The following is a 22,848-nucleotide window of genomic DNA, read 5'->3' on the forward strand; positions in this document are numbered from 1 at the left end:
TGCGGGGCTTGCTCCGCGGCGGCAATCACCTGTGCTTTGGCCCTGTTTGGAATTTCGATGGCGAATATCGCCCTGCTGACCGACCTGATCGAACCCGAGGCGACCGCGCTCGGCCTCAGCCTCGTGCGCGTGCGCATGCAGGGCGGCAAGTCCGATCCGACGTTGCAGGTGATGGCCGAGCGCCCCGACACCCGCCAGCTGGTGATCGAGGATTGCGCCGAGCTGTCGCGCCGGATCTCTGACAAGTTCGATGCTCTCGAAGCCGAGGGCAAGGACCCGGTCGGCGAGGACGCGTATCGTCTTGAGGTATCGAGCCCTGGTATCGATCGTCCGCTGACCCGGCTGCAGGATTTCGCCGACTGGGAAGGCCAGGAGGCGCGTATCCGCCTCGTCGAGCCGTTCGAGGACCGCAAGCAGATCTCGGGCAATCTGATGGGCGTCGAGGGGACCAAGATCACCGTCGACGTCAACAAGCACAAGCTCATGACGATCGACTTTTCGCAGGTCGCTGACGCCAAGCTCGTCATGACCGACCGTCTCATCGCCGCGACCGCGCCGCTTTCCACCGAAGGCGCGGACGAAGTTTTCTATCAAGACACGCCCACCGATGAGCCCGATGCTCACGAGGCCGACACCGAAGAAGGACAGCATTGATGGCCACGGCAGTCACCGCAAACCGCGCGGAACTGATCGCGATCGCGAATTCGGTCGCGTCGGAGAAGATGATCGACAAGGCGATCGTGATCGAGGCGATGGAGGACGCGATCCAGCGCGCCGCCCGTTCGCGCTACGGCGCCGAGAACGACATCCGCGCGAAGCTCGATCCGAACACCGGCGATCTGCGCTTGTGGCGCGTCGTCGAAGTGGTCGAGGCGGTCGACGATTATTTCAAGCAGGTCGACGTCAAGGGCGCGCAGAAGCTCCAGAAGGACGCGGCGCTGGGCGACTTCATCGTCGATCCGCTGCCCCCGATCGAGTTCGGCCGCATCGCCGCACAGGCCGCCAAGCAGGTCATCTTCCAGAAGGTCCGCGACGCCGAGCGCGAGCGCCAGTTCGAAGAGTATAAGGACCGCGCGGGCGAGATCATCACCGGCGTCGTCAAGCGCGTCGAGTTCGGCCATGTCGTCGTCGACCTGGGCCGCGCCGAGGGCGTGATCCGCCGCGACGCGCAGATCCCGCGCGAAGTGGTGCGCGTCAACGACCGCATCCGCTCGCTGATCCTCAACGTCCGCCGCGAGAACCGTGGGCCGCAGATCTTCCTGTCCCGCGCGCACCCCGACTTCATGAAGAAGCTGTTCGCGCAGGAAGTGCCCGAGATCTACGACGGCATCATCGAGATCAAGGCCGCGGCCCGCGATCCGGGTTCGCGCGCGAAGATCGGCGTCATTTCGCATGATTCGAGCATCGATCCGGTCGGCGCGTGCGTCGGCATGAAGGGCTCGCGCGTCCAGGCCGTTGTCCAGGAAATGCAGGGCGAGAAGATCGACATCATCCCCTGGTCGCCCGACATCGCGACCTTCGTCGTCAACGCATTGCAGCCGGCCTCGGTGTCACGCGTCGTGATCGACGAGGAAGAAGAGCGCATCGAGGTGGTCGTTCCCGACGACCAGCTCAGCCTCGCGATCGGTCGTCGTGGCCAGAACGTGCGGCTTGCGTCGCAGCTGACCGGCAAGGCGATCGATATCCTCACCGAGGCGGATGCGTCGGAGAAGCGCCAGAAGGACTTCGTCGAGCGTTCGGCGATGTTCGAGAAGGAACTGGACGTCGACGAGACGCTCGCACAGCTGCTGGTCGCCGAAGGGTTTACGAACCTCGAGGAGGTCGCGTACGTCGAGGTCGAGGAGATCGCCGGCATCGAGGGCTTCGACGAGGACCTGGCGGGCGAGTTGCAGAACCGCGCGACCGAGGCTTTGGAGCGTCGCGACGCCGCGAGCCGCGAAGAGCGTACCGCGCTCGGCGTCGAGGACGCGCTTGCCGGCATGCCGTATCTCAACGAGGCGATGCTGGTCACGCTCGGCAAGGCGGGCATCAAAACGCTCGACGATCTCGCCGATCTCGCGACCGACGAGCTGGTCGAGAAGAAGCGCGTCGAGCCACGTCGTCGCAACGAGGACGTGCCGAAGCGGCCTGAGCCCAAGGGCGGGATTCTCGCCGAGTACGGCCTGAGCGACGAGCAGGGCAACGAGATCATCATGGCGGCGCGTGCGCACTGGTTCGAGGACGAGGCTCCCGAGGCTGACGACGTTGAGGCGGACGAGACTCCGGTGGAAGAGGCTTCGGCTGACGACGCCGTGGTCGAGGACGCTGCGACGGAAGAGGCGACGGCCGACGAAGCTGTGGCTGAGGACGCTTCCGCGGACGACGCTTCGGTCGAGGACGCTGCGGTCGAGGACGCTTCGGTCGAGGACGCTTCGGCTGAAGACGCGGCGGACAAGACCGACACGAAGAGCGAGGGCGACAAGGCCTGATGCCCTTCGTCAGCATCCGCATCTCGGGGTCCGCCACCAAGGACCAGAAGTCCGGCATCGTCGCCGACGTCACCCAGTCGCTCGTGCAGCGGCTGGGAAAGAACCCGGCTGCGGTGCAGATCGTGATCGAAGAGGTCTCGACCGAGAATTACGGCGCGGGCGGCCAGTTGCTGGTCGACCGCGACGCAGCGAAGACTCCGGCGCAGGAGGACGCACATGCGGAACCCTCCCGATGAGGCGCTAGGCGCTACCGACACTACTCCTTCCTCCCCTCCCGCAAGCGGGAGGGGACCGAAGGGTGGGCGCCCGGCTTCGGCCAAGGGCGACGCTTCGGCCAAGTCTCACGCGTCCAAGGCTAAGGCTAAGGGCGGCAATAAGGGTGAGCGCGAGCCCACCCCTAGCCCCTCCCGCTTGCGGGAGGGGGATGATGACATGCCCGTTCGCAAGTGCACTCTTTCCGGCGAGCGCGATGTGCGGCCGCATCTGGTGCGACTCGCGTTGTCGCCCGATGGCCAGATCCTTCCCGACGTGCGCGCCAAGGCTCCCGGCCGCGGCGCGTGGATCGGGGTGACGCGAGTCGAGCTCGAAGCCGCGATCAAGAAGGGTAAGCTCAAGGGCGCTCTTTCGCGCGCGTTCAAGACCGGCGAGTTCACCATCGATCCCGAGCTTCCCGCCAAGATCGAAGCCGCGCTGGAGCGTAACGCGCTCGACCGGCTCGGGCTCGAGTCGCGCTCGGGGACGGTTCTGATCGGCTCCGACCGGATCGAGCAGAACGCACGTCAGGGCAAGCTGAAGGCGCTGTATCACGCGTCCGACGCTGCCGAGGATGGTAACCGCAAGCTCGATCAGGCGTGGCGGATCGGCAACGATGTCGAGGGCTCGGGCTTGCGGGGGTTGGCACTCCCTGTGTCACGCACCATATTGGCGTTGGCGCTGGGGCGGGAAAATGTGGTACACATTGGCCTGACCGACCGCGCTGCAGCAAAGCGGGTGAGCGAAGCGCTCGACCGTTGGCTGCATTTTATCGGCCCCGAACCTTCTTCCGTGTCTTGCGAAACGGCCTCGCAGGGCGCATCGGCGTCACCACAAAATGGGGCGCCACCGATACAACAGGCGTCCGGATCGACCGGAACACGCCCGGCCGTGGACATGACTGAGGAATTTGAGTGAGCGACACGGACAACGAGAAGCCGAAACTTGGCATGCGCGCACCTTTGGGTGTGAAGCGCACGGTCGAGACCGGCCAGGTGAAGCAGAGCTTCAGCCACGGCCGATCGAATACGGTGATCGTGGAAACCAAGCGCGCGCGCGTCCTGCGCCGTCCGGGCGAGCCCGACGTGCAGGTCGCGGATGCCGCACCGGTTGCCGCGCCCGCCCCGGCGGCTGCCCCCGCAGCGCCGGCACCACAGGCGCGCGCACCGCAGCCTGCGCCCGCTCCCGTGCGTCAGCAGCAGAGCAATCTGTCGCCGCAGGAACGCCAGGCCAAGCTGCTCCGCGAGGCCGAAGAGCAGCGCATGAACACGCTGGAAGAAGGGCGTCGTCGCCAGGAGGCCGAACGGGCCAAGGCGATCGAAGACGAGCGCAATCGCGTCGCCGATCGTGCGCGTGCCGAGGCTGAAGCCAAGGCGCCGAAGCCGGTCGAGGCCCCTGCGCCCGCACCAGCTCCCGCCCCTGTGGTCGAAGCGGCGCCCGCTCCGGTCGCGGCTCCGACGCCAGCGCCTGCGCCGGCTCCGGTCGAGGCCCCCGTTGCTGCGGCTCCAGTTGCAGTGGCACCCGCGCCTGCGCCGAAGCCCGCTCCGGTAGTGGCTGCTCCTGCACCAACTCCCAAGCCTGCGCCTGCCCCCGTTGCTCCGCCGGCACCGCCGCCCATTCTCGAACTGACCCGCGATCCGGCGTTCCCGGCACCGCGCCGGTTCTCGCCGGTGGCACGTCCCGAGCGTCCTCCGCCGCCGCCAAAGCCTGTTGCAGCTCCCGCTGCCGCAGCGCCGACCACGGCTGCGAATGCCGGCACGACCGCGGCGCGCCCCGGCGCGACCGGCGTCAATGCTCCGGCTGGTGGCGTCCGTCGCGACGCCGTGCCTGCGCGTCCGCAGCAGCGTGACCGCAAGGGTGACGATCGTCGCACCTCGGGCAAGCTCACCGTCAACCGCGCGCTCGGCGATGGTGATGGTGCACGCGCTCGCTCGCTCGCCGCACTGAAGCGGGCTCGCGAGAAGGAGCGTCGTGGTACCGGTGGTCCGCGCGAGGCGCAGGCCAAGCAGATCCGCGACGTCGTCGTCCCCGAGGCGATCACGGTGCAGGAACTCGCCAATCGTATGGCCGAGAAGGGTGCCGACCTCGTCAAGGCGCTGTTTAAGATGGGCATGCCTGTCACGATGACGCAGACGATCGATCAGGATACCGCCGAGTTGCTGGTCACCGAGTTCGGCCACAACCTGACGCGCGTCAGCGATGTCGACCAGGATCTGGCGAACGACACGATCGACGATGCCGAGGAGACGCTGAAGCCACGCGCGCCGGTCGTCACGATCATGGGTCACGTCGATCACGGCAAGACGTCGCTGCTCGATGCCCTGCGCGGCACCGACGTGGTGCGCGGCGAAGCGGGTGGCATCACCCAGCATATCGGCGCCTACCAGGTCACGCTGAAGGACAAGTCGAAGATCACCTTCCTCGACACCCCGGGCCATGAGGCGTTCACGCAGATGCGTGCGCGTGGCGCGGACGTCACCGACATCGTCATCCTGGTGGTGGCGGCGGACGACGGCCTGATGCCGCAGACGGTGGAGGCGATCGCCCACACCAAGGCGGCGGGCGTGCCGATGATCGTCGCGATCAACAAGATCGACAAGGAAGGCGCCAATGCCCAGAAGGTGCGTGAGCGCCTGCTGAGCGAGGAAATCGTGGTCGAGGACATGGGCGGCGACGTCCAGGACGTCGAAGTCTCCGCGACCAAGAAGATCGGTCTCGATGCGTTGATCGAGAAGATCCAGCTCCAGGCCGAACTGCTCGAACTGCGCGCCAATCCGGATCGCGCCGCCGAGGGTACGGTGATCGAGGCCAAGCTCGACAAGGGCCGCGGTCCGGTCGCGACGATCCTCGTCAACCGCGGTACGCTGCGGGTCGGTGACATCTTCGTGGTCGGTGGCGAGAGCGGCAAGGTCCGTGCGCTGGTCGACGACAAGGGCAAGCAGATCAAGGAAGCGGGTCCGGCGATGCCGGTCGAGGTCCTCGGTCTGTCGGGTGTTCCGCAGGCGGGCGATCCGTTCCAGGTCGTCGAGAACGAGGCCCGTGCCCGCGAAGTCGCGGAATATCGTCGCAGCGTGAAGACCGACAAGCGGACCGCTTCGGTTCCTGCCAGCCTCGAGAGCATGTTCTCGGCGCTGAAGGAAAAGCAGGCGATCGAATATCCGCTGGTCGTGAAGGCTGATACGCAAGGCACGGTCGAGGCAATCGTCGGGGCGATCAACAAAATCTCCACCGACCTGATCAAGGCGCGCGTGCTGAGCTCGGGCGTTGGTGGCATCACCGAGTCGGATGTCACCCTGGCGGCCGCATCGGGCGCACCGATCATCGGCTTCAACGTTCGTCCGAACGCCAAGGCACGCGAGATCGCCGAGCGCCAGAAGGTCGCGTTCAAATATTACGACGTGATCTACGACCTGATCGACGAGATCCGGGCGGGGATGGCAGGCGAGCTTGGGCCGGAAGCGTTCGAGACGGTCGTCGGCCGGGCCGATATCCGCGAGGTCTTCTCGGCGGGCAAGCACGGCAAGGCGGCGGGTCTGCTCGTCACCGAGGGCAACATCCGCAAGGCGCTCAAGGCACGTATCACGCGCAACGACGTCATCATCTACCAGGGCGAAATCGCATCGCTGCGTCGCTTCAAGGATGATGTCGCTGAGGTCCGTGCTGGGCTTGAGTGCGGCGTGACGTTCACGTCGAACTTCGTCGACATCAAGGCCGGCGACGTCCTCGAGACGTTCGAAGTCGAGATGCGCGAACGCACGCTTTGAGGCCTAGAGCCCTCTCCCCTGCGGGGAGAGGGTTGGGTGAGGGGCAGTACCGCGCGACAGCGTTCGTGGCAGCCCCTCACCCCCACCCTCTCCCCGGAGGGGCGAGGGAGTTAGAAGAATGAAGACCGATACCCCAGAAGCAAAAGCCGTCCGCTCGTTGCGAGTCGGCGAACAGGCGCGTCACGCGCTGTCGGACATCCTTGCACGCGGCGACGTCCACGATCCGGTGCTCGAAAAGCACCTCGTGACGATCACCGAAGTCCGCATGTCCCCCGACCTCCGCCACGCCACCGTCTTCGTGAAGCCGTTGCTCGGCAAGGACGAGGAGAAGGTGCTGAAGGCGCTGCGCACCAACACTGCCTACCTCCAGCGCGAAGTCGCGAACCGGGTGCAGATGCGGTATGCCGCCAAGCTGAAATTCCTCGCGGACGAGAGCTTCGACGAGGGCACGCACATCGACCAGTTGTTGCGGGATCCGCAGGTTGCGCGGGATCTGACCGAAGATTGACTTTGCCGGGCTGCGAGCGGCCTGCTTGCAGACAGTAGGAGCTTTGCGCCGGTCGTAGCAAAATGCCTCCTACGTTTTTCTCTCCCGTTCCCTAGCCATTGCGCTCCTCGTGCCCTTCCCCCTCCCCGTTCGTGCTGAGTAGAGACCGAGTAGGCTCGAAGAGCCGTATCGAGGGCTCGTATCGAAGCACAGTCCCCCGCGCCAATCCATCCTTCGATACGCCGCTTCGACAAGCTCAGCAGCTACTCAGGACGAACGGGTGGTGGAATGACGGTCGGACAGGAGCAGGTTTCTGGTTTCGAGATTCCGAGCTGTAGCACGCGACCGCTCTGGACATCCCCCCAGCTTCCCGCTCTTTGCCCCCATGGCCAAGCTGTATTTCTACTACGCCTCCATGAACGCGGGGAAGTCGACGAACCTGTTGCAGGCGGACTTCAATTACCGCGAGCGGGGGATGCGGACGATGCTGTTCACGGCGGCGATCGATGATCGGTTCGCGGCGGGGACGATCACGTCGCGGATCGGGCTGGAGGCGCCGGCGATCGCGTTCGATGCGGGGACGGATATCGGGGCCTGCGTGGTTCGGCAGCACGGCGAGGACGCGATTTCGTGCGTGCTGGTGGACGAGGCACAGTTCCTGACGTCCGCGCAGGTCGATCAGCTCGCGCATATCTGTGATGTGATCGGGATACCGGTGCTGGCTTACGGATTGCGGACCGATTTCCAGGGCGCGCTGTTTCCTGGGTCGGCGCGGTTGCTGGCGCTGGCGGACTCGCTGGTGGAGATCAAGTCGGTTTGCGGGTGTGGGCGGAAAGCTACGATGAACTTGCGGGTCGATGGGAACGGGCGGGCGATTGCCGAGGGGCAGCAGACCGAGATTGGCGGGAACGACCGGTATGTCGCGCTGTGCCGGCGGCATTTCACCGAAGCGCTCGGTTAAGGACTTCAAGGCATGCATGGCTGGATCATTCTCGACAAGCCGCTGGGTTTGGGATCGACGCAAGGCGTTTCGGCGGTAAAGCGGGCGTTGCGGAGCGGCGGCTATGGGAAGTTCAAGGTGGGGCATGGGGGGACGCTTGATCCGCTTGCCACCGGGGTTCTGCCGATCGCCGTTGGGGAGGCGACCAAGCTTGCCGGGCGAATGCTCGATAGCGATAAGATCTATGACTTTACGGTGATGTTCGGGGTTCAGACGGATACGCTGGATGCTGAGGGGATGAGCATCGCGACGTCCGATGTGCGGCCGACTTTGGCGGCGGTGGAGGCGGTTCTGGCGCAGTTTACCGGACCGATTTCTCAGGTGCCGCCGGCGTATTCTGCACTGAAGGTGGATGGGGAGCGGGCATATGATTTGGCTAGGGCTGGGCATGAGGTGGTGCTGGCGAGCCGGGATGTGACGATTTATTCGCTATCCTCCCCGGTACGGGGAGGGGGACCAGCGCAGCTGGTGGAGGGGGGCTTCGGCGAGCGTACCGCGGGTGGAGAGCCCCCCTCCACCCCCGTCCAAGCGGACGGCGGTCCCCCTCCCCGTGCCGGGGAGGAATTGCAGGATGCGCCCCTGTCCCACATGCCGGTCGATGAGATCACGCTTACCGCGCATGTCTCCAAGGGCACGTACATCCGCTCCCTCGCGCGCGACATCGCCCTCGCCCTTGGCACCGTCGGCCACGTCACCATGCTGCGCCGGACCAAGGCCGGCCCGTTCGACCTCACCGCCGCGATATCGCTGGACAAACTGGACGAACTCGCTAAGGCCTCCGCGCTTGAAGATGTACTTCTGCCCTTGAGGGTGGCGCTGGACGACATCCCGGCTCTCTCCCTCACCCCCGACCAGGCAGGGGCGCTCCGACAGGGGCGTATCTTGGCCGGGATCGCCGCAGACGATGGCCAATACTTCGCCGAACTGGACGCTGTCCCGGTCGCGCTGGTCGAGGTCGAGGACGGAGACGTCCGGGTCGTTCGCGGTTTCAATCTGTGATGTCGAGGACATGAATTCATGACGATTACCGTTGAACGCAAGACCGAGCTCGTCAAGGAGCATTCGCGCGCCGAGGGTGACACCGGTTCGCCGGAAGTCCAGGTCGCGATCCTGACCGAGCGCATCAAGAACCTGACCGAGCATTTCAAGGGCCACAAGAAGGACAACCACTCGCGTCGTGGTCTTCTCATGATGGTCAACAAGCGCCGGACGCTGCTGGATTATCTCCGTCACAAGGACGGCCAGCGCTATCTGGATCTGATCGCGAAGCTCGGTCTCCGCAAGTAACACGAACGGCTCCCCTCGGGGGGCCGTTTTCGTATATAGGGTTTTGATTCCGCGCATTTCGCGCGGAGGCAAACGCCAGGACACAATTCGGTGCACTGGCAAGGAGCGACAACTCGCTCCACACCGCCGCGGGCCGGCTAAGCCCGCACATAGGCCCCAAACGCATCTGGCGTTTGGAGTGAAGGAAAAAGAATGTTCGATACCAAGACCGTAAGCGCCCAGTGGGGCGGCAAGACGCTGACGCTCGAGACCGGCCGCGTTGCGCGCCAGGCCAACGGCGCAGTCCTCGCCACCCTCGGCGAGACCGTCGTTCTGTGCGCCGTGACGGCTGCACGGACCGTCAAGGAAGGGCAGGATTTCTTCCCGCTCACCGTCCATTATCAGGAGAAGTTCTCCGCGAGCGGCCGCATTCCCGGCGGCTTCTTCAAGCGTGAGCGCGGCGCGACCGAAAAGGAGACGCTGACCAGCCGTCTCATCGATCGCCCGATCCGTCCCCTCTTCCCCGAGGGTTTCTACAACGAGATCAACGTGATCTGCCAGGTTCTGTCGTATGACGGCGAGAACGAGCCGGACGTCCTCGCGATGGTCGCGGCGTCGGCAGCGCTGACGATCTCGGGCGTGCCGTTCATGGGCCCGATCGGCGCAGCACGCGTCGGTTACGTCGATGGCGCGTACATCCTCAACCCGACGCTGGAAGAAGCCAAGGCTGGCGATCTCGACCTCGTCGTCGCCGCTACCGGCCAGGCCGTGATGATGGTCGAATCGGAAGCCAAGGAGCTTTCGGAAGAGATCATGCTCGGCGCCGTGCAGTTCGCCCACAAGGCCTGCCGCGAAGCCGCCAACCTGATCATCGATCTGGCCGAGATGGCTGCCAAGGATCCTTGGGAAATGGCCGAGCAGGCTGATCTCTCGACCGCCAAGGACAAGCTGAAGAAGCTGATCGGCAAGGACATCGCGGCCGCCTACAAGGTGACCGACAAGTCCAAGCGGTCTGACCTGCTGAATGCCGCTCGTGCGAAGGGCAAGACCGCATTTGCGGACGCGTCCCCGCAGGACCAGATGGCAGCCGGCAAGCTGATGAAGAAGCTGGAGGCGGAGATCGTCCGCGGCGCCATCCTCAAGGACGGCACCCGCATCGACGGCCGCACCACCACGCAGATCCGTCCGATCGAGGCGATGGTGCATTTCCTCCCGCGTACGCATGGCTCGGCGCTGTTCACGCGCGGCGAGACGCAGTCGATCTGCACCACCACGCTCGGTACGCGTGATGCGGAGCAGATGATCGACGGTCTCAACGGCCTGTCGTACGAAAACTTCATGCTGCACTACAACTTCCCTCCCTATTCGGTTGGTGAAGTCGGTCGCTTCGGTGCGCCGGGTCGTCGCGAAGTCGGTCACGGCAAGCTCGCATGGCGTGCGCTGCACCCGGTGCTGCCGACCAAGGAAGAGTTCCCGTACACGATCCGCGTCCTCAGCGACATCACCGAGAGCAACGGTTCGTCGTCGATGGCGACGGTCTGCGGTGGTTCGCTGAGCATGATGGATGCGGGCGTTCCGCTGAAGCGTCCGGTGTCGGGCATCGCGATGGGCCTGATCCTCGAAGGCAAGAACTTCGCGGTTCTCAGCGACATCCTCGGCGACGAGGATCACCTCGGCGACATGGACTTCAAGGTCGCGGGCACGTCCGAGGGCATCACCACGATGCAGATGGACATCAAGATCGCCGGCATTACCGAGGAGATCATGGGCAAGGCGCTGGCGCAGGCCAAGGAAGGCCGCGCGCACATCCTGGGCGAGATGGCCAAGGCACTCGACCACACCCGTGAGGAACTGTCGGCGCACGCACCGCGCATCGAGAGCTTCCAGATCGACAAGTCGAAGATCCGTGAAGTCATCGGCACCGGCGGCAAGGTGATCCGCGAGATCGTCGCGCAGACCGGCGCCAAGGTCGACATCGACGACGAGGGCGTGATCAAGGTGTCGTCGTCCGACCCCGCGCAGATCGAAGCCGCGATCAAGTGGATCAAGGGCCTCGTCGAGGAAGCCGAAGTCGGCAAGGTCTATGACGGCAAGGTCGTCAACCTGGTCGATTTCGGGGCGTTCGTGAACTTCATGGGTGGCAAGGACGGTCTCGTCCACGTGTCCGAGATCAAGAACGAGCGCGTCGAGAAGGTGTCTGACGCTCTGACCGAAGGCCAGGAGGTCAAGGTCAAGGTTCTCGAGATCGACCCGCGCGGCAAGGTTCGCCTGTCGATGCGTGTCGTCGACCAGACGACCGGCGAAGAGCTGGAGGACACGCGTCCTGCTCGTGAGCCCCGTGAAGGTGGCGATCGTGGTCCGCGCGGTCCGCGTCGTGACGGCGATGGCGGTCGTGATGCTGGCGGCAACGGCGGTGGTCGTGGTCCGCGCGGCGAAGGCGGCGGCGGTCGTGATGGGGGCGATCGTGGCTCGCGCGGCCCGCGTCGTGACGGCGACGGCGGCCGTGACGCAGGCGGCAACGGCGGTGGCCGTGGTCCGCGTCGTGACGGCGGTGGAAACGGCGGCAATGGCGGCGGCGGCGAGCGTGCTGCACGCACCGACGGCGACAAGGCTCCCGAGTTCGCTCCGGCGTTCCTGACTGGCGATCGCGACTAAGTCTTTGCTGCTGACGGCAATGATGGAGGGGCTCGGGAAACCGGGCCCCTTTTCTTATACCAGATCAAGTCTGCGGCGTTGCAGCGCAAGAACGCGGTAAACCGCGGAACGCAGCGCCATGCCGGATGTTCAAACCGGTATGACCTTGATTTCGAAGCCGCTTATTCTCGTCGTCGACGACGACGCCCTTGTTCGAGTCCATTCCAACCTCGTACTGGAGGACGCCGGCTACGAAGTCGTCGAGGCTAGCAATGCGGCGGACGCGCTGGCGAGGCTCGAGGAACGCCCCGATATCTCGTCCCTATTCACCGATGTCCGCATGCCGGGGGCTCTAAACGGCATCGACCTCGCAAACGTGGTCCATGCGCAACGGCCCGACATCACCATATTAGTCACGTCGGGTGCGGACAACGGCACGACGGCGGCGATACCCGAGGCCGCGCGCTTCGTGCAGAAACCCTACACCGCGGCACAGCTAGGCAAACTGCTGAAATAAGTCAGAGTTGGGGCGGGCCAGGTCGGATGCCAGTTGGCCAGTCCTGTCGGCCTTTGACCGCAGGCTGCCGGCCGATCGGGCGCCTGCCGGATGACCGGGTCGGCGCCATCAGGTAGTGGGGAGCTTCTGTTGCTCGGTGCCCCCCGTACCGCCGGTGTCCACTTCTGTTGCCCGGTGTGGCCCGAACCGCGCTTTCGTCCGTATAACCTAGGTCGTTAGACCGTCAGTTATGCGGCAATTGCGAGTGCTTCGTTATCGTTGGCACTTGTGTATGGGCCGTTGCGGTGGTCCCATTCCGAGCGAAACATAGCGTCGTTGAACACACGTCGATCCTAGTTCGACCCCGTCATCGTCCCCCTCTTGCGAAGAGGGCGGTGGTGGAGTCGCCGGGTACTGCCCCCGGGTCCGCTGTGTCTATGACACGCCACGGTTTATCGCCATAGCCGCCAAGAGAAGATTCCCCCGACGGCTCGACCGATATAGGGGGGCCGCATCGATCTGAAAAGCCCGGCCGAATGAAAAGACTGGCGCGATGGCAGCGCCCTCCCGGATAAATCTCCCTCGGGTTAGCACACAGCGTGCCAAACCGCCTTTCGCTCGCCACAAAGCGCGTGCATAGCAACCTGCATTATGTTGACGCAGCGCTCCCGCTACGCGCTCCGCGCGATGATCTTTCTTGGCGGTGCTCCCGCCGGTGGCCCTCCCATCCCGATGACGCGGATCGCCGCCGAGGCGAACGTGCCGCGCAAGTTCCTCGAGTTGATCCTTGCCGACCTGCGCGAATCCGGCTTGCTCCACAGCCATCGCGGCAAGATGGGCGGCTACCGCCTGTCGCGGCCGAGCCATCTGATTTCGCTGGGTGAGATCATCCGGATCATCGAGGGCCCGCTCGCGCTGGTGCCGTGCGTGAGCCGGACCGCATACCGGCCGTGCCTCGACTGCAAGAGCGAAGCCGACTGCGCGATCCGCTTTGCGATGATGCGCGTACGCGACGAGACCGCGCGGATCCTGGATGGCACCAGCCTCGCGGATGCCAACGCCGAGGAACTGGTAGCAGCGTAACCCTATCCTTCTCCCCTAGGGGAGAAGGTGGCGCGGCAGCATCGGATGAGGGGGAGTTGGGATCCCGTCCCGTGCCTCAAGCCCCTCACCCTTCCGTCGCCTACGGCTCCTCTCTCCCTCTCCCCGCAGGGAAGAGGGACAAGTATATCACCCCCGCGCCTTCAACTCGTCGCGGATCTCGCGAAGCAGCGCGATCTCGACCGGCTCCGGCGCAGGCGCGACGGCCACCGCCTCTTCCTCGCGCTTCAACCGCGCCGTCTCGCGCTCGATCAGCGCCGCCGTCCGGTTCACCACGCGCAGAATCATGAAGATGATACCCGCAACGATCACGAAATTGACCAGCTGCGTCGCGAACGCGCCATAGCCGAGCAGCGGCACGCCGGCCTTCTTCAACGCCGCGTAGTCGCTGAGCGAGCCCGCATAGTTCGCCGGCACCGGCCCCATCCGCCAGAAATAGCTCGAGAAATCGAGCCCGCCGAAGATCTTGCCGATCACCGGCATCAGCACGTCGTCGGTCAGCGACGTGACGATCTTGCCGAACGCCGCGCCGATGATCACCGCGATGGCGAGATCGAGCACGTTGCCGCGCATGATGAACGCCTTAAACTCTTTAAACACCGGCGAATTCCTTGAGCATGTTTGCCCCCTTTGTTGCCGGCCAACGCTAACCATCGATTTCGGTTTCGCCAACCCTGCGGACTGTCCTATGAGGGTGACACAGGTATTCAGGAGAGCCCCGATGTCACGTGCCCCAATCGCCCGCGGTACCGCCGCGATCCTCCTCGCATCGGCGCTGGCCGGATGCGGGATCAACAGCATTCCGACCGCGGAAGAGACTGCCAAGGCACGCTGGGCCGACGTCCAGAACAATTATCAACGCCGCGCCGACCTAATCCCCAACCTCGTCGCGACCGTGAAGGCCGCGGGGGCGCAGGAGAAGGACATCCTCGTCCAGGTGACGCAGGCGCGCTCCGCCGCGAACTCGGTGCAGGTATCGGCCGCCGATCTCTCCGATCCGGCGAAGATGGAGCAGTATCAGCGCGTCCAGGGTGCGGTCGGCGTATCGCTCCAGCGCTTGCAGGAGGCGTATCCCGAGCTGAAGAGCCAGGGCAACTACGCCACGCTGATGAGCCAGCTCGAAGGCACCGAGAACCGCATCACGATCGCACGACGCGATTACAACGGCGCGGTGCAGGCGTATAACACCAAAATCCGCACCTTCCCCGACGCGGTCGGCGCGAAGATCTTCTATGGCGCCAAGCCGATGGTACCGTTCGCGGCGACAACGCCCGGCGCCGAGAACGCGCCGACGGTGAACTTCGGCAACGCGAGCTGATCGGGGCATTATGCTCCGCCACCTCCTGACGCTGGCGTTGGCGGTGCTGCTGGGAAGCGGTGCCGCGACCGCGCAGACCTTCCCCAAGTTCACCGGCTTCGTCGTCGATACTGCGAACGTCATCCCGCCCGATCAGGAAGCGGCACTGACCAAGCGGCTCGACGATCTGCAGAAGACGACCGGCAACCAGCTGGTCGTCGCGACGGTGCCCGATCTCGAAGGCTATCCGATCGAGGATTACGGCAATAGCCTGCTGCGGAGCTGGGGCGTCGGGCTGAAGGATGCGAACAACGGCGCGATCCTGCTGGTCGCGCCGAACGACCGGAAGGTGCGGATCGAGGTCGGTTATGGTCTCGAGCCGGTGCTGACCGATGCGTTCTCCAGCGTCGTGATCAACCAGCAGATCCTGCCGCGCTTCAAGGCGGGGGACATTCCTGGTGGTATCGTCGCGGGGACGAACGCGGTGGCGGACCAGCTTGCGCTCCCCGATGCGGAGGCGCGCGCGAAGGTTACGGCGGCAGCGGCGGAGTACGACAAGACGCATCGTCGTTCGAACTCAGGCGGCGGCGGCGTGCCGATCGGGCTGATCTTCTTCGGGATCGTGCTGGCGGCGATCGTCATCCCAATGATCTCGCGGCGCGCGGGCGGCAAGCATTACGTCGATGGCGGCAGCCGGAGCGGTGGCAGTGGGGCCTTGCCGATCGTGCTGTGGAGCATCGCCGACGCGATGACTTGTGGCGGCGGTAGTGGCGGCGGCGGAAGCTGGGGCGGCGGTGGCGGCGATAGCGGCGGCGGCTGGGGCGGCGGTGGTTTTGGCGGCGGCGGCGGGGGATCCGGCGGCGGCGGCGGCGCATCGGGGGGATGGTGACATGCGATTGAGCGACACCGACCACGACCGCGTCACCGCGGCGGTCACGCAGGCGGAGACCGCGACGACCGGCGAGATCGTCACGATCGTCGCGCGGCAGTCCGATGCGTATCACGACGTGTCGATGCACTGGGGCGTGCTGGCGATGCTGCTGACGCTGGCGTTGCTCGCATATCACCCGGTCGCGGCGGACCATATCTACGCGTTGGTCGATCCCTGGCAGGCGGCACCGCAGGGTGCGTTGTACGTGGTGGCGCTGGTGCTGGTGACTCTGATGTTCTTGGGCGTACGGCTGGTGCTGGCGTGGACGCCGGCGCGGCTTGCGCTGACCCCGGGCGCGACCAAGGCGCGACGCGTCCGGCGGCGGGCTCTGCTCCTGTTCCGGGCGGGGGCCGAGAAGCGGACCAATGGTTCGACCGGCGTGCTGCTGTACCTGTCGCTCGCCGAGCACCGCGCGGAGATCATCGCCGACGATGCGATCCACTCGCGCGTGCCGAACGAGACCTGGGGCGCTGCGATGGCGGCGGTACTCGCTGGCGTCCGCGACGATCGCCCCGCCGACGGGATGGCGGATGCGGTCGTGCAGATCGGCGCGGTGTTGGCCGAGCATTTCCCAAGGACCGGTGCGCCGGTGAACGAACTTCCGGACAGGCTGATCGAACTATGAGCAAGACCGTGTGGGCCGGCAAATTCCTGACCGTGCAGACCGAGGGCACGTGGGAATTCGCCGCGCGCCAAGGCGAGATCGCGGCGGCGGTGATCGTCGCGATCGACGACGGCGATGTGATCCTGGTAGAGCAGTTCCGCGTGCCGCTGGGGCGGGCGTGTCTGGAGCTACCGGCGGGGTTGGTCGGTGACGAGACCGCGGGCGAGAGTGTCGCGGTCGCTGCCGGCCGCGAGCTGGAGGAGGAGACCGGTTACCGCGCGGACGCGATCGAGGATCTGGGGGTGTTCTATTCGTCGCCAGGGATGACGTCGGAATGCTTCACACTGGTCCGCGCGACCGGGCTTACGAAGGTCGGCGATGGCGGCGGGGATGGCGACGAGAACATCACCGTGCACCGGGTGGCGCTGGCGGACGTGCCGGCGTTCGTGGCGGAGAAGCGGAAGGCTGGCGTGGCGATCGACACCAAGATGCTGCTGATCCTGGCGGGATCGATACTCTAGCGACGAGTTGCGTCGCCTAAACCGCAGAAGATTTGTTTCCCCGCGAAGGCGGGGACCCAGACTGGGCTTCCGCCTTCGCGGGAGAACAAGTTAGTGGGACGCCAGCCGGCTTACTTGAAGTTATCCGCGTAGCTCTGCAGCTTCAGCGTCTTCTGCGGCGCCGGCACGACGGTGTAGCCGAACCCCTCGCGCTCGCAGTGCGCGATCGCCGCTTCTGCAGTCGGGAACAGCAGCCGCAGCTGGTCGCGGGTGTCGCCGCTGCCGGCCCAGCCGGTGAGCGGGTCGGGGCGCTTGGGCTCCGAGGGTTCGAATTCGAGCTGCCAGGCGTCGGTCCGGTGCTTGCCGGACTGCATGGCGTTCTTGGGGCGCTGGAAGATACGGGCGGTGGGCATGAGCCCCCCTTATCGCGAACCGGCGGCCCTTGCATCCGCCTTTTTCGTCCGCAGCGTGGCGGACGCCGCGGCGGGGTCGTCAGGCCAGGGGTGCTTGGGGTAGCGCCCGCGCATTTCCTTCGCCACCGCGGTCCAGCTGCCCGCCCAGAAACCGGGCAGGTCGCGCGTCGTCTGGATCGGACGGCCGGCGGGCGATGTGAGGCTCAGCACCAGCGGCACGCGCGCCTCGCCGATCGTCGGATGCACCGCGAGGCCGAACAGGGCTTGCACGCGGAGTTCGACCCGGGGACCGCCTTCCGCGGCGTAGTCGATAGCGTGCGTGCTGCCGGCGGGGCTGGTGAAGTCGGGCGGGGCGAGCCGGTTGATCGTCTGCATCGCGTCCCAGCCGAGCAGGTTGCGCAAGGCTTCGGCGAGCGCGCCGGGGGCGATCGCGTCGAGTCGGCGCTTGCCGGTCAGGAGCGGTGCGAGCCATTCGTCGGCGCGGTCGAGCAAAGTTTCGTCGTCGAGCGGCACGCCCGCATAGGCGGCTCGGTCGCGCAGCGCTTGCGCGCCGTCGCTCCAGGGGAGCAGCGCGAGGCCGTGCTCGTGGACGCCGTCGATGAGCGCGGCAAGGATCGCGTCGGGGTCGGCGCCGCTGTCCGGGCCGCTCGACAGGCGGATCGCGCCGAGGCGGCGCTCGCGGAGGGTTTGGATGCCGCCGGTTGTTTGGTCGAACGTGACGGTGCGGCGGGATTCGATGCGGTCGGCGAAGATGGTTTCGACGGTGGCCTGGTCGATTGCCACGGCGGAAAGGATGCGCGCGCTGGCGGCGGAGCCCTGCGTGTCGGCGACGGCGAGCCATTCGGAGCGCGCGAGCGGCGAGGTCGGGTCGAGCTTGAACCCGCGGCCGCCGACCGAAGCCCAGGTTTCGCCGGATGGGTCTCGCCGTCGCGCGACGCGGTCGGGGAAACCGAGCGCGACGCAAACTTCTGCCCCCCTTCCGCTTGCGGGAGGGGTCGGGGGAGGGGCTGACCCGGCAGTGCCGCGCGCTTGGGATATGTCGCGCCCACCCCCCAGCCCCCTCCCGCTTGCGGGAGGGGGGGCAAGTTTCGCCCACCTGTCCGCCATTGCTCTCGCCGCCTGCGCCTTTGAACCGCGTTCGGTTTTCCATCTGCGGAGGCGGGTTTCCAGGTCGACGTCCTGGCCGCCTATGCCGCGTTCGCCTAGCAGCACCGCGACTTGCGCCGCTACATTTGCCAACCCGCGCTCCCCCGCTCGCAGGAGCATGTGCGCCAGCCTTGGCGGCATCGGCCGCTTGGCTATCGCGCGGCCGTGCGGGGTTGGGCGGCCATCCTCGATCGCCTCCAGCGTCGTCAGCCGCATCATCGCCTCGTCGATCGCGGCGGCGGGGGGTGGATCGATCCAGCGCAAGTCGCGCGGGTCGCCGACACCCCATAGAGCGCAGGCTAGGACCAGCGCGGATAGGTCCGCCTCCAAGATTTCGGGTGGATCGTAGCGCGGGAGGCCGGCAGTCGCCGCCTCTTCCCACAAACGATACGCCACGCCCGGCCCAAGCCGCGCCGCGCGGCCGGCGCGTTGCGTGACGGCCGCTTGGCTCGCGCGCTCGGTGACGAGGCGGGTCATGCCGGCGGCGCGGTCGTAGCGCGGGCGTCTCGCGAGGCCGGAGTCGACGACGATGCGGATGCCATCGAGCGTCAGGCTGGTCTCGGCTATGCTGGTGGCGAGCACGATCTTTCGCCGACCGTCGGGCTCGGGGAGGATCGCGGCGCGCTGCGCGGCGGGGTCGAGGCTGCCATGGAGTTCGTGCAGGACGATGTCGTCGGGGAGGTTGGCGAGACGGTCGGCGGTGCGTTCGATCTCCGCGACGCCGGGGAGGAAGGCCAGCACGCCGCCCTCCGCTTCGCCGAGTGCGCGGCGGATGGCGGCAGCGACCGAGTCCTCGATGTGGAGTTCGGCTTGGCGGCCGATGTGGCGGAGCGTCAGGGGGTAACTGCGGCCCTCGCTCTCGATCACCGAGGCGTCATCCATGAGGGCTGCAAACCTCGCACCGTCGAGCGTTGCGGACATCGCGACGATGCGGAGGTCGGGGCGGAAGCCGGCTTGCACGTCGAGCGCCAACGCCAGGCCGAAATCGCCGTCGAGGCTGCGTTCGTGGACTTCGTCGAACAGGACTGCGGACACGCCGGCGAGTTCGGGGTCGGCCTGGATGCGGGCGACGAAGATGCCCTCCGTGATGACCGTCACGCGCGTGGCGGCGGAGCGCTTGCTGTCCATGCGGGTCGCGTAGCCGAAGGTCTGGCCGACGGGCTCGCCGGCGGTCGAGGCCATGCGTTCGGCGGCGGCGCGGGCGGCCAGGCGGCGGGGGGAGAGGAGAAGGATCTCGCCGATGCACCACGGTTCGGTGAGGAGCGCGGGGGCTACCGCGGTGGTTTTGCCGGCGCCTGGGGGGGCTACCAGGACGGCCGAGGTGCGGTCGCGGAGGGTGGCGAGCAGGTCGGGAAGTACGGCTAGGATCGGGAGCGGCGGCGGTGTCATGCGCGCCTGCTGCCACAGTAGCGGGGTTGGCGACAGGTTTTGCTTGGGCGGTCCCTTGGGACGGTGCGGGTTCAAACCAATGATCGCGCGCCTTCGATCCTCCCCCGCCAGGGGGAGGTGGCAGGCACTTGCCTGACGGAGGGGGCGGTAAGCGATGACTTCGGCTCCGTGTCCTCTCCCTCCGTCACCTTCGGCGCCACCTCCCCTGGCGGGGGAGGATCGTTCGAGCTCACGGACGTCAATGGCTTACCTACCCGCCAACAGCACCGCCCCGGCGAAGGCCGGGGTCCAATTGGGAAACGACGCTGACTGCTGTTGCGCTCCGTTATTGCCACCTCTCCAATTGGGCCCCGGCCTCCGCCGGGGTGGTGCGCATATCCGGACGAGCCGGGCACCAGACGAGTTGATCGCTGCCGAACGCGTTGCGACAGCCCACCCCACCCCCACCACCGAAGGCTGGCAAGCGCCCGCGAACCTGCTAGACGCTCCACCAGTAATCATGGCGTCCGATCCCTCCCCCACCTCGACGACGGCGACAGGCCGCACTTCCGACCGGCTGCGCGGCAAGGTCGCGCGCGCCTGGGCGAGTCGGTGGACCAAAGCCGCGCTGGTGCTGGTCGTGCTCGGCTTCGTCGCGATCTTCGCGTTCTGGTTCGCGGTCATGCGCGACCTGCCCTCCGTGGACACGTTGCGCACCTACGAGCCGCCGCTGCCGACCAACGTCCGTGGCATCGACGGCGCGCCGATCCATTCCTACGCGCGCGAACGGCGCGTCGAGCTCAGCTACGCCGAATATCCGCCGCTGCTCGTGAAGGCGTTCCTCGCCGCGGAGGACAAGTCGTTCTTCGAGCATCACGGCGTCGACTACCCCGGCCTCGCCGGCGCGGTGTACGACTATGCGACCAAGCTCGGCACCGGCAAGCGTGCCAAGGGCGGCTCGACGATCACGCAGCAGGTCGCGAAGAACCTGTTGATCGGCAACGCCTATTCGCCGTCGCGCAAACTGCGCGAGGCGGTGCTGGCGTACAAGATCGAGGATACGCTGACCAAGGAGCAGATCCTCGAGCTGTACCTCAACCAGATCGCGCTCGGCCGCAACGCGTTCGGCGTCGAGGCGGCGAGCCATGCGTATTTCGACAAGGAGCTCGACCAGCTCGATCTCGCGCAGATGGCGTATCTCGCGATCCTGCCGAAGGGTCCGTCGAACTACGATCCGGTGCGCAACACCGAGAAGGCGATGACGCGGCGCAACTATGTGCTCAACCGGATGCTCGACAACGGCTTCATCACGCGCGCGCAGCATGACCAGGCGAATGCCGAGCCGCTCGGCGCGGTGATGCGCCGCACGCCGAAGTTCGAGAGCGTCGGCGGCTATTTCGTCGAGGAAGTCCGTCGCCAGCTGATGGCGAAGTTCGGCGAAAACGCGAAGGATGGCCCGTACAGCGTCTATTCGGGCGGGCTGTGGGTGCGGACCTCGTTCGACGCGAAGTTGCAGGATCTCGCGCAGCAAGCCTTGCGCGATGGTCTGGTGCGGTTCGACAGCGGGCGCGGCTGGAACGGGCCGATCCGCCACGTGGAGATCGAGGACGACAACTGGCTCCAGCCTCTGCTCAACAGCAATATTGCGCTCGATTACCGCGACTGGGTCGCGGCGATCGTGACCGGCAAGGACGGCAATGCCTGGAGCCTCGGCTTCCGCACCGGCAAGACCGGCACGCTGCCGCGCTACGCCGCGCAGATGCCGGTGCGCGGCAAGGGCGGCAACGCATTCGGGGCGATCAAGACGGGCGACATTATCGCGGTGGCGCCGGACGGTGGCGAATTCTCGCTGCGAGCGATCCCCAAGGTCTCGGGCGCGTTCGTTGTCGAGGAGCCAGCTAGCGGCCGCGTGCTGGCGATGCAGGGCGGCTTCGACGACCGCTTGCAGGCGTTTAACCGCGCGACTCAGGCGATGCGCCAGCCAGGCTCCACGATCAAGCCGATCGTTTATTCCGCCGCGCTCGACAACGGCATGACGCCGGCCTCGATCATCGTCGACGGGCCGTTCTGCGTGTATCAGGGCGCGCGGCTCGGGCAGAAATGCTTCCGCAACTTCGGCAATTCGCGCGGGTCCGGCCCGCATACGATGCGCTGGGGTATCGAGCAGTCGCGCAACCTGATGACCGTGCGCGCCGCCGCGCAGACCGGCATGCCGAAGGTCGTCGCGACGATCAAGAAGATGGGCGTCGGCGATTACGCGCCCTATCTCTCCTACGCGCTCGGCGCCGGCGAGACGACCGTCGGGCGGATGGTCAACGCGTATTCGATCCTCGCGAACAACGGCAGAGGCGGCCCGCCGTCGCTGATCGACTTCGTCCAGGATCGTCACGGAAAAGTGATCTGGCCGGAGAACTGGCGGCCCTGCGATCGCTGCAACGCGCCCGACTGGGACGGCAAGCCGATGCCGCGCCCGATCACGCGCCAGCGCCAGGTGCTCGACGCGATGACCGCCTACCAGATGGTCCACATCACCGAAGGCGTCGTCCAGCGCGGTACCGCGGTGACGTTGCGCGATCTCGACCGGCCGATGTTCGGCAAGACCGGGACCAACAATGGCCCGACCGACGTGTGGTTCGTCGGGGGCACGCCGCAGTTCGTCGGCGGGCTGTATATCGGTTTCGACACCCCGAAGAACCTCGGTGGTGCAGCGCAGGGCGGCACGCTCGCCGCGCCGATCTTCAAGCAGTTCGCGGTGAAGGCGTATGAGGATCTGCCCAAGCTGCCGTTCCGCGCGCCGGCCGGGATCCGCATGGTCCGGATCGATCGCGGCAGCGGCCGGCCGGTCTATGGCACGTGGCCCGATACCAGCGATCCGAAACCCGCCGTGATCTGGGAGGCGTTCAAGCCTGAGAGCGAACCACGGCGTGCCGCACGACGCTCGGATGCCGCCCCTACGGCTGCCACGACGACGACCGCGGTGAAGAAGGCCGAAGCCCCGCGCGACAGCGATTTCTTGCAAAGACAAGGCGGAATCTACTAGCGCGCTTATATAGACGTCATCCCGGCGCCCGCCGGTGACCCGCCCCGCTCGCTTGGGACGGCGATCCCGGCCTCCGCCGGG

General features: G+C 66.3%; 20 protein-coding genes and 1 other RNA gene. 17 read left to right on the top strand and 4 right to left on the bottom strand.

Translation table 11 applies throughout. The annotated features are described in order from the left end of the window. The first annotated feature begins 57 nt into the window (after nt 1-57). From rimP to AC1MH0_RS07995, 11 genes are all read left to right on the top strand, one after another. The gene (rimP, locus tag AC1MH0_RS07945; protein ID WP_056065919.1) at nt 58-654 is read left to right on the top strand and encodes a ribosome maturation protein RimP; all 597 of its coding nucleotides are present in this window, start codon (nt 58-60) and stop codon (nt 652-654) included. After that, nucleotides 654-2,468 (top strand): transcription termination factor NusA, encoded by a 1,815-nt coding sequence (nusA, locus tag AC1MH0_RS07950; RefSeq protein ID WP_480965426.1) that lies wholly within the window; start codon nt 654-656, stop codon nt 2,466-2,468. The genes rimP and nusA overlap by 1 nt, the downstream gene beginning before the upstream one ends. Next, complete coding sequence (locus AC1MH0_RS07955; protein WP_132735838.1) at nt 2,468-2,704, top strand: tautomerase family protein; 237 nt, start codon at nt 2,468-2,470, stop codon at nt 2,702-2,704. The genes nusA and AC1MH0_RS07955 overlap by 1 nt, the downstream gene beginning before the upstream one ends. A gap of 196 nt (nt 2,705-2,900) precedes the next feature. Beyond that, on the top strand, nt 2,901-3,638 hold the full coding sequence (locus AC1MH0_RS07960) for a DUF448 domain-containing protein (protein ID WP_480965704.1): 738 nt from the start codon (nt 2,901-2,903) through the stop codon (nt 3,636-3,638). Further along, nucleotides 3,635-6,484, top strand: coding sequence for a translation initiation factor IF-2 (gene infB / locus AC1MH0_RS07965; RefSeq protein WP_480965427.1), 2,850 nt, complete (start codon nt 3,635-3,637; stop codon nt 6,482-6,484). Before AC1MH0_RS07960 ends, infB begins: the two co-directional genes overlap by 4 nt. A gap of 118 nt (nt 6,485-6,602) precedes the next feature. Then, nucleotides 6,603-6,992 (top strand): 30S ribosome-binding factor RbfA, encoded by a 390-nt coding sequence (gene rbfA, locus AC1MH0_RS07970; protein ID WP_480965428.1) that lies wholly within the window; start codon nt 6,603-6,605, stop codon nt 6,990-6,992. A gap of 364 nt (nt 6,993-7,356) precedes the next feature. After that, the gene (locus AC1MH0_RS07975) at nt 7,357-7,932 is read left to right on the top strand and encodes a thymidine kinase (RefSeq protein ID WP_480965429.1); all 576 of its coding nucleotides are present in this window, start codon (nt 7,357-7,359) and stop codon (nt 7,930-7,932) included. Nucleotides 7,933-7,944: 12 nt separating this feature from the next. Beyond that, on the top strand, nt 7,945-8,970 hold the full coding sequence (gene truB, locus AC1MH0_RS07980; RefSeq protein WP_480965430.1) for a tRNA pseudouridine(55) synthase TruB: 1,026 nt from the start codon (nt 7,945-7,947) through the stop codon (nt 8,968-8,970). Nucleotides 8,971-8,988: 18 nt separating this feature from the next. After that, the gene (gene rpsO / locus AC1MH0_RS07985) at nt 8,989-9,258 is read left to right on the top strand and encodes a 30S ribosomal protein S15 (RefSeq protein WP_480965431.1); all 270 of its coding nucleotides are present in this window, start codon (nt 8,989-8,991) and stop codon (nt 9,256-9,258) included. Between the two features lie 192 nt (nt 9,259-9,450). Continuing rightward, nucleotides 9,451-11,892 (top strand): polyribonucleotide nucleotidyltransferase, encoded by a 2,442-nt coding sequence (gene pnp / locus AC1MH0_RS07990; RefSeq protein WP_480965432.1) that lies wholly within the window; start codon nt 9,451-9,453, stop codon nt 11,890-11,892. Between the two features lie 139 nt (nt 11,893-12,031). Further along, nucleotides 12,032-12,388 carry a response regulator gene (locus AC1MH0_RS07995; RefSeq protein ID WP_480965433.1) on the top strand — a complete coding sequence of 119 codons (357 nt, stop codon included), beginning with the start codon at nt 12,032-12,034 and terminating at the stop codon, nt 12,386-12,388. A 153-nt stretch (nt 12,389-12,541) separates the two neighbouring features. Here AC1MH0_RS07995 and ssrA read toward each other — a convergent pair. After that, nucleotides 12,542-12,897: a transfer-messenger RNA gene (gene ssrA / locus AC1MH0_RS08000) on the bottom strand. A 121-nt stretch (nt 12,898-13,018) separates the two neighbouring features. Here ssrA and AC1MH0_RS08005 point away from each other — a divergent pair. After that, nucleotides 13,019-13,450 carry an RrF2 family transcriptional regulator gene (locus AC1MH0_RS08005; RefSeq protein WP_107954747.1) on the top strand — a complete coding sequence of 144 codons (432 nt, stop codon included), beginning with the start codon at nt 13,019-13,021 and terminating at the stop codon, nt 13,448-13,450. Nucleotides 13,451-13,597: 147 nt separating this feature from the next. Here AC1MH0_RS08005 and mscL read toward each other — a convergent pair whose 3' ends face one another. Then, entirely contained in the window at nt 13,598-14,068 is a 471-nt protein-coding gene (gene mscL, locus AC1MH0_RS08010; RefSeq protein WP_480965434.1) for a large conductance mechanosensitive channel protein MscL, read from the bottom strand. A gap of 121 nt (nt 14,069-14,189) precedes the next feature. Here mscL and AC1MH0_RS08015 point away from each other — a divergent pair, with 121 nt between their 5' ends. The 4 genes from AC1MH0_RS08015 to AC1MH0_RS08030 are packed head-to-tail and all read left to right on the top strand — an operon-like array spanning nt 14,190 to nt 16,821. Next, a complete protein-coding gene (locus AC1MH0_RS08015; RefSeq protein ID WP_480965435.1) occupies nt 14,190-14,786 on the top strand; it encodes a LemA family protein in 597 nt (198 codons plus the stop codon). 10 nt (nt 14,787-14,796) lie between these two features. After that, entirely contained in the window at nt 14,797-15,654 is an 858-nt protein-coding gene (locus tag AC1MH0_RS08020) for a TPM domain-containing protein (protein ID WP_480965436.1), read from the top strand. A 1-nt stretch (nt 15,655) separates the two neighbouring features. Then, a complete protein-coding gene (locus AC1MH0_RS08025; RefSeq protein WP_480965437.1) occupies nt 15,656-16,321 on the top strand; it encodes a TPM domain-containing protein in 666 nt (221 codons plus the stop codon). Next, nucleotides 16,318-16,821, top strand: coding sequence for an NUDIX hydrolase (locus AC1MH0_RS08030; RefSeq protein WP_480965438.1), 504 nt, complete (start codon nt 16,318-16,320; stop codon nt 16,819-16,821). The genes AC1MH0_RS08025 and AC1MH0_RS08030 overlap by 4 nt, the downstream gene beginning before the upstream one ends. Before the next feature lie 110 nt (nt 16,822-16,931). On the opposite strand, the gene AC1MH0_RS08035 is transcribed toward AC1MH0_RS08030, so the two are convergent. Together AC1MH0_RS08035 and hrpB are read right to left on the bottom strand one after the other, a co-directional pair. Next, complete coding sequence (locus tag AC1MH0_RS08035) at nt 16,932-17,213, bottom strand: ETC complex I subunit (RefSeq protein WP_056051595.1); 282 nt, start codon at nt 17,211-17,213, stop codon at nt 16,932-16,934. Between the two features lie 9 nt (nt 17,214-17,222). Next, on the bottom strand, nt 17,223-19,748 hold the full coding sequence (hrpB, locus tag AC1MH0_RS08040) for an ATP-dependent helicase HrpB (protein WP_480965439.1): 2,526 nt from the start codon (nt 19,746-19,748) through the stop codon (nt 17,223-17,225). Nucleotides 19,749-20,247: 499 nt separating this feature from the next. Between hrpB and AC1MH0_RS08045 the strand changes: the two genes are divergently transcribed. Beyond that, entirely contained in the window at nt 20,248-22,767 is a 2,520-nt protein-coding gene (locus AC1MH0_RS08045; RefSeq protein ID WP_480965440.1) for a penicillin-binding protein 1A, read from the top strand. Nucleotides 22,768-22,848 lie beyond the last annotated feature (81 nt).

The organism is Sphingomonas sp. AP28 (assembly GCF_056680455.1).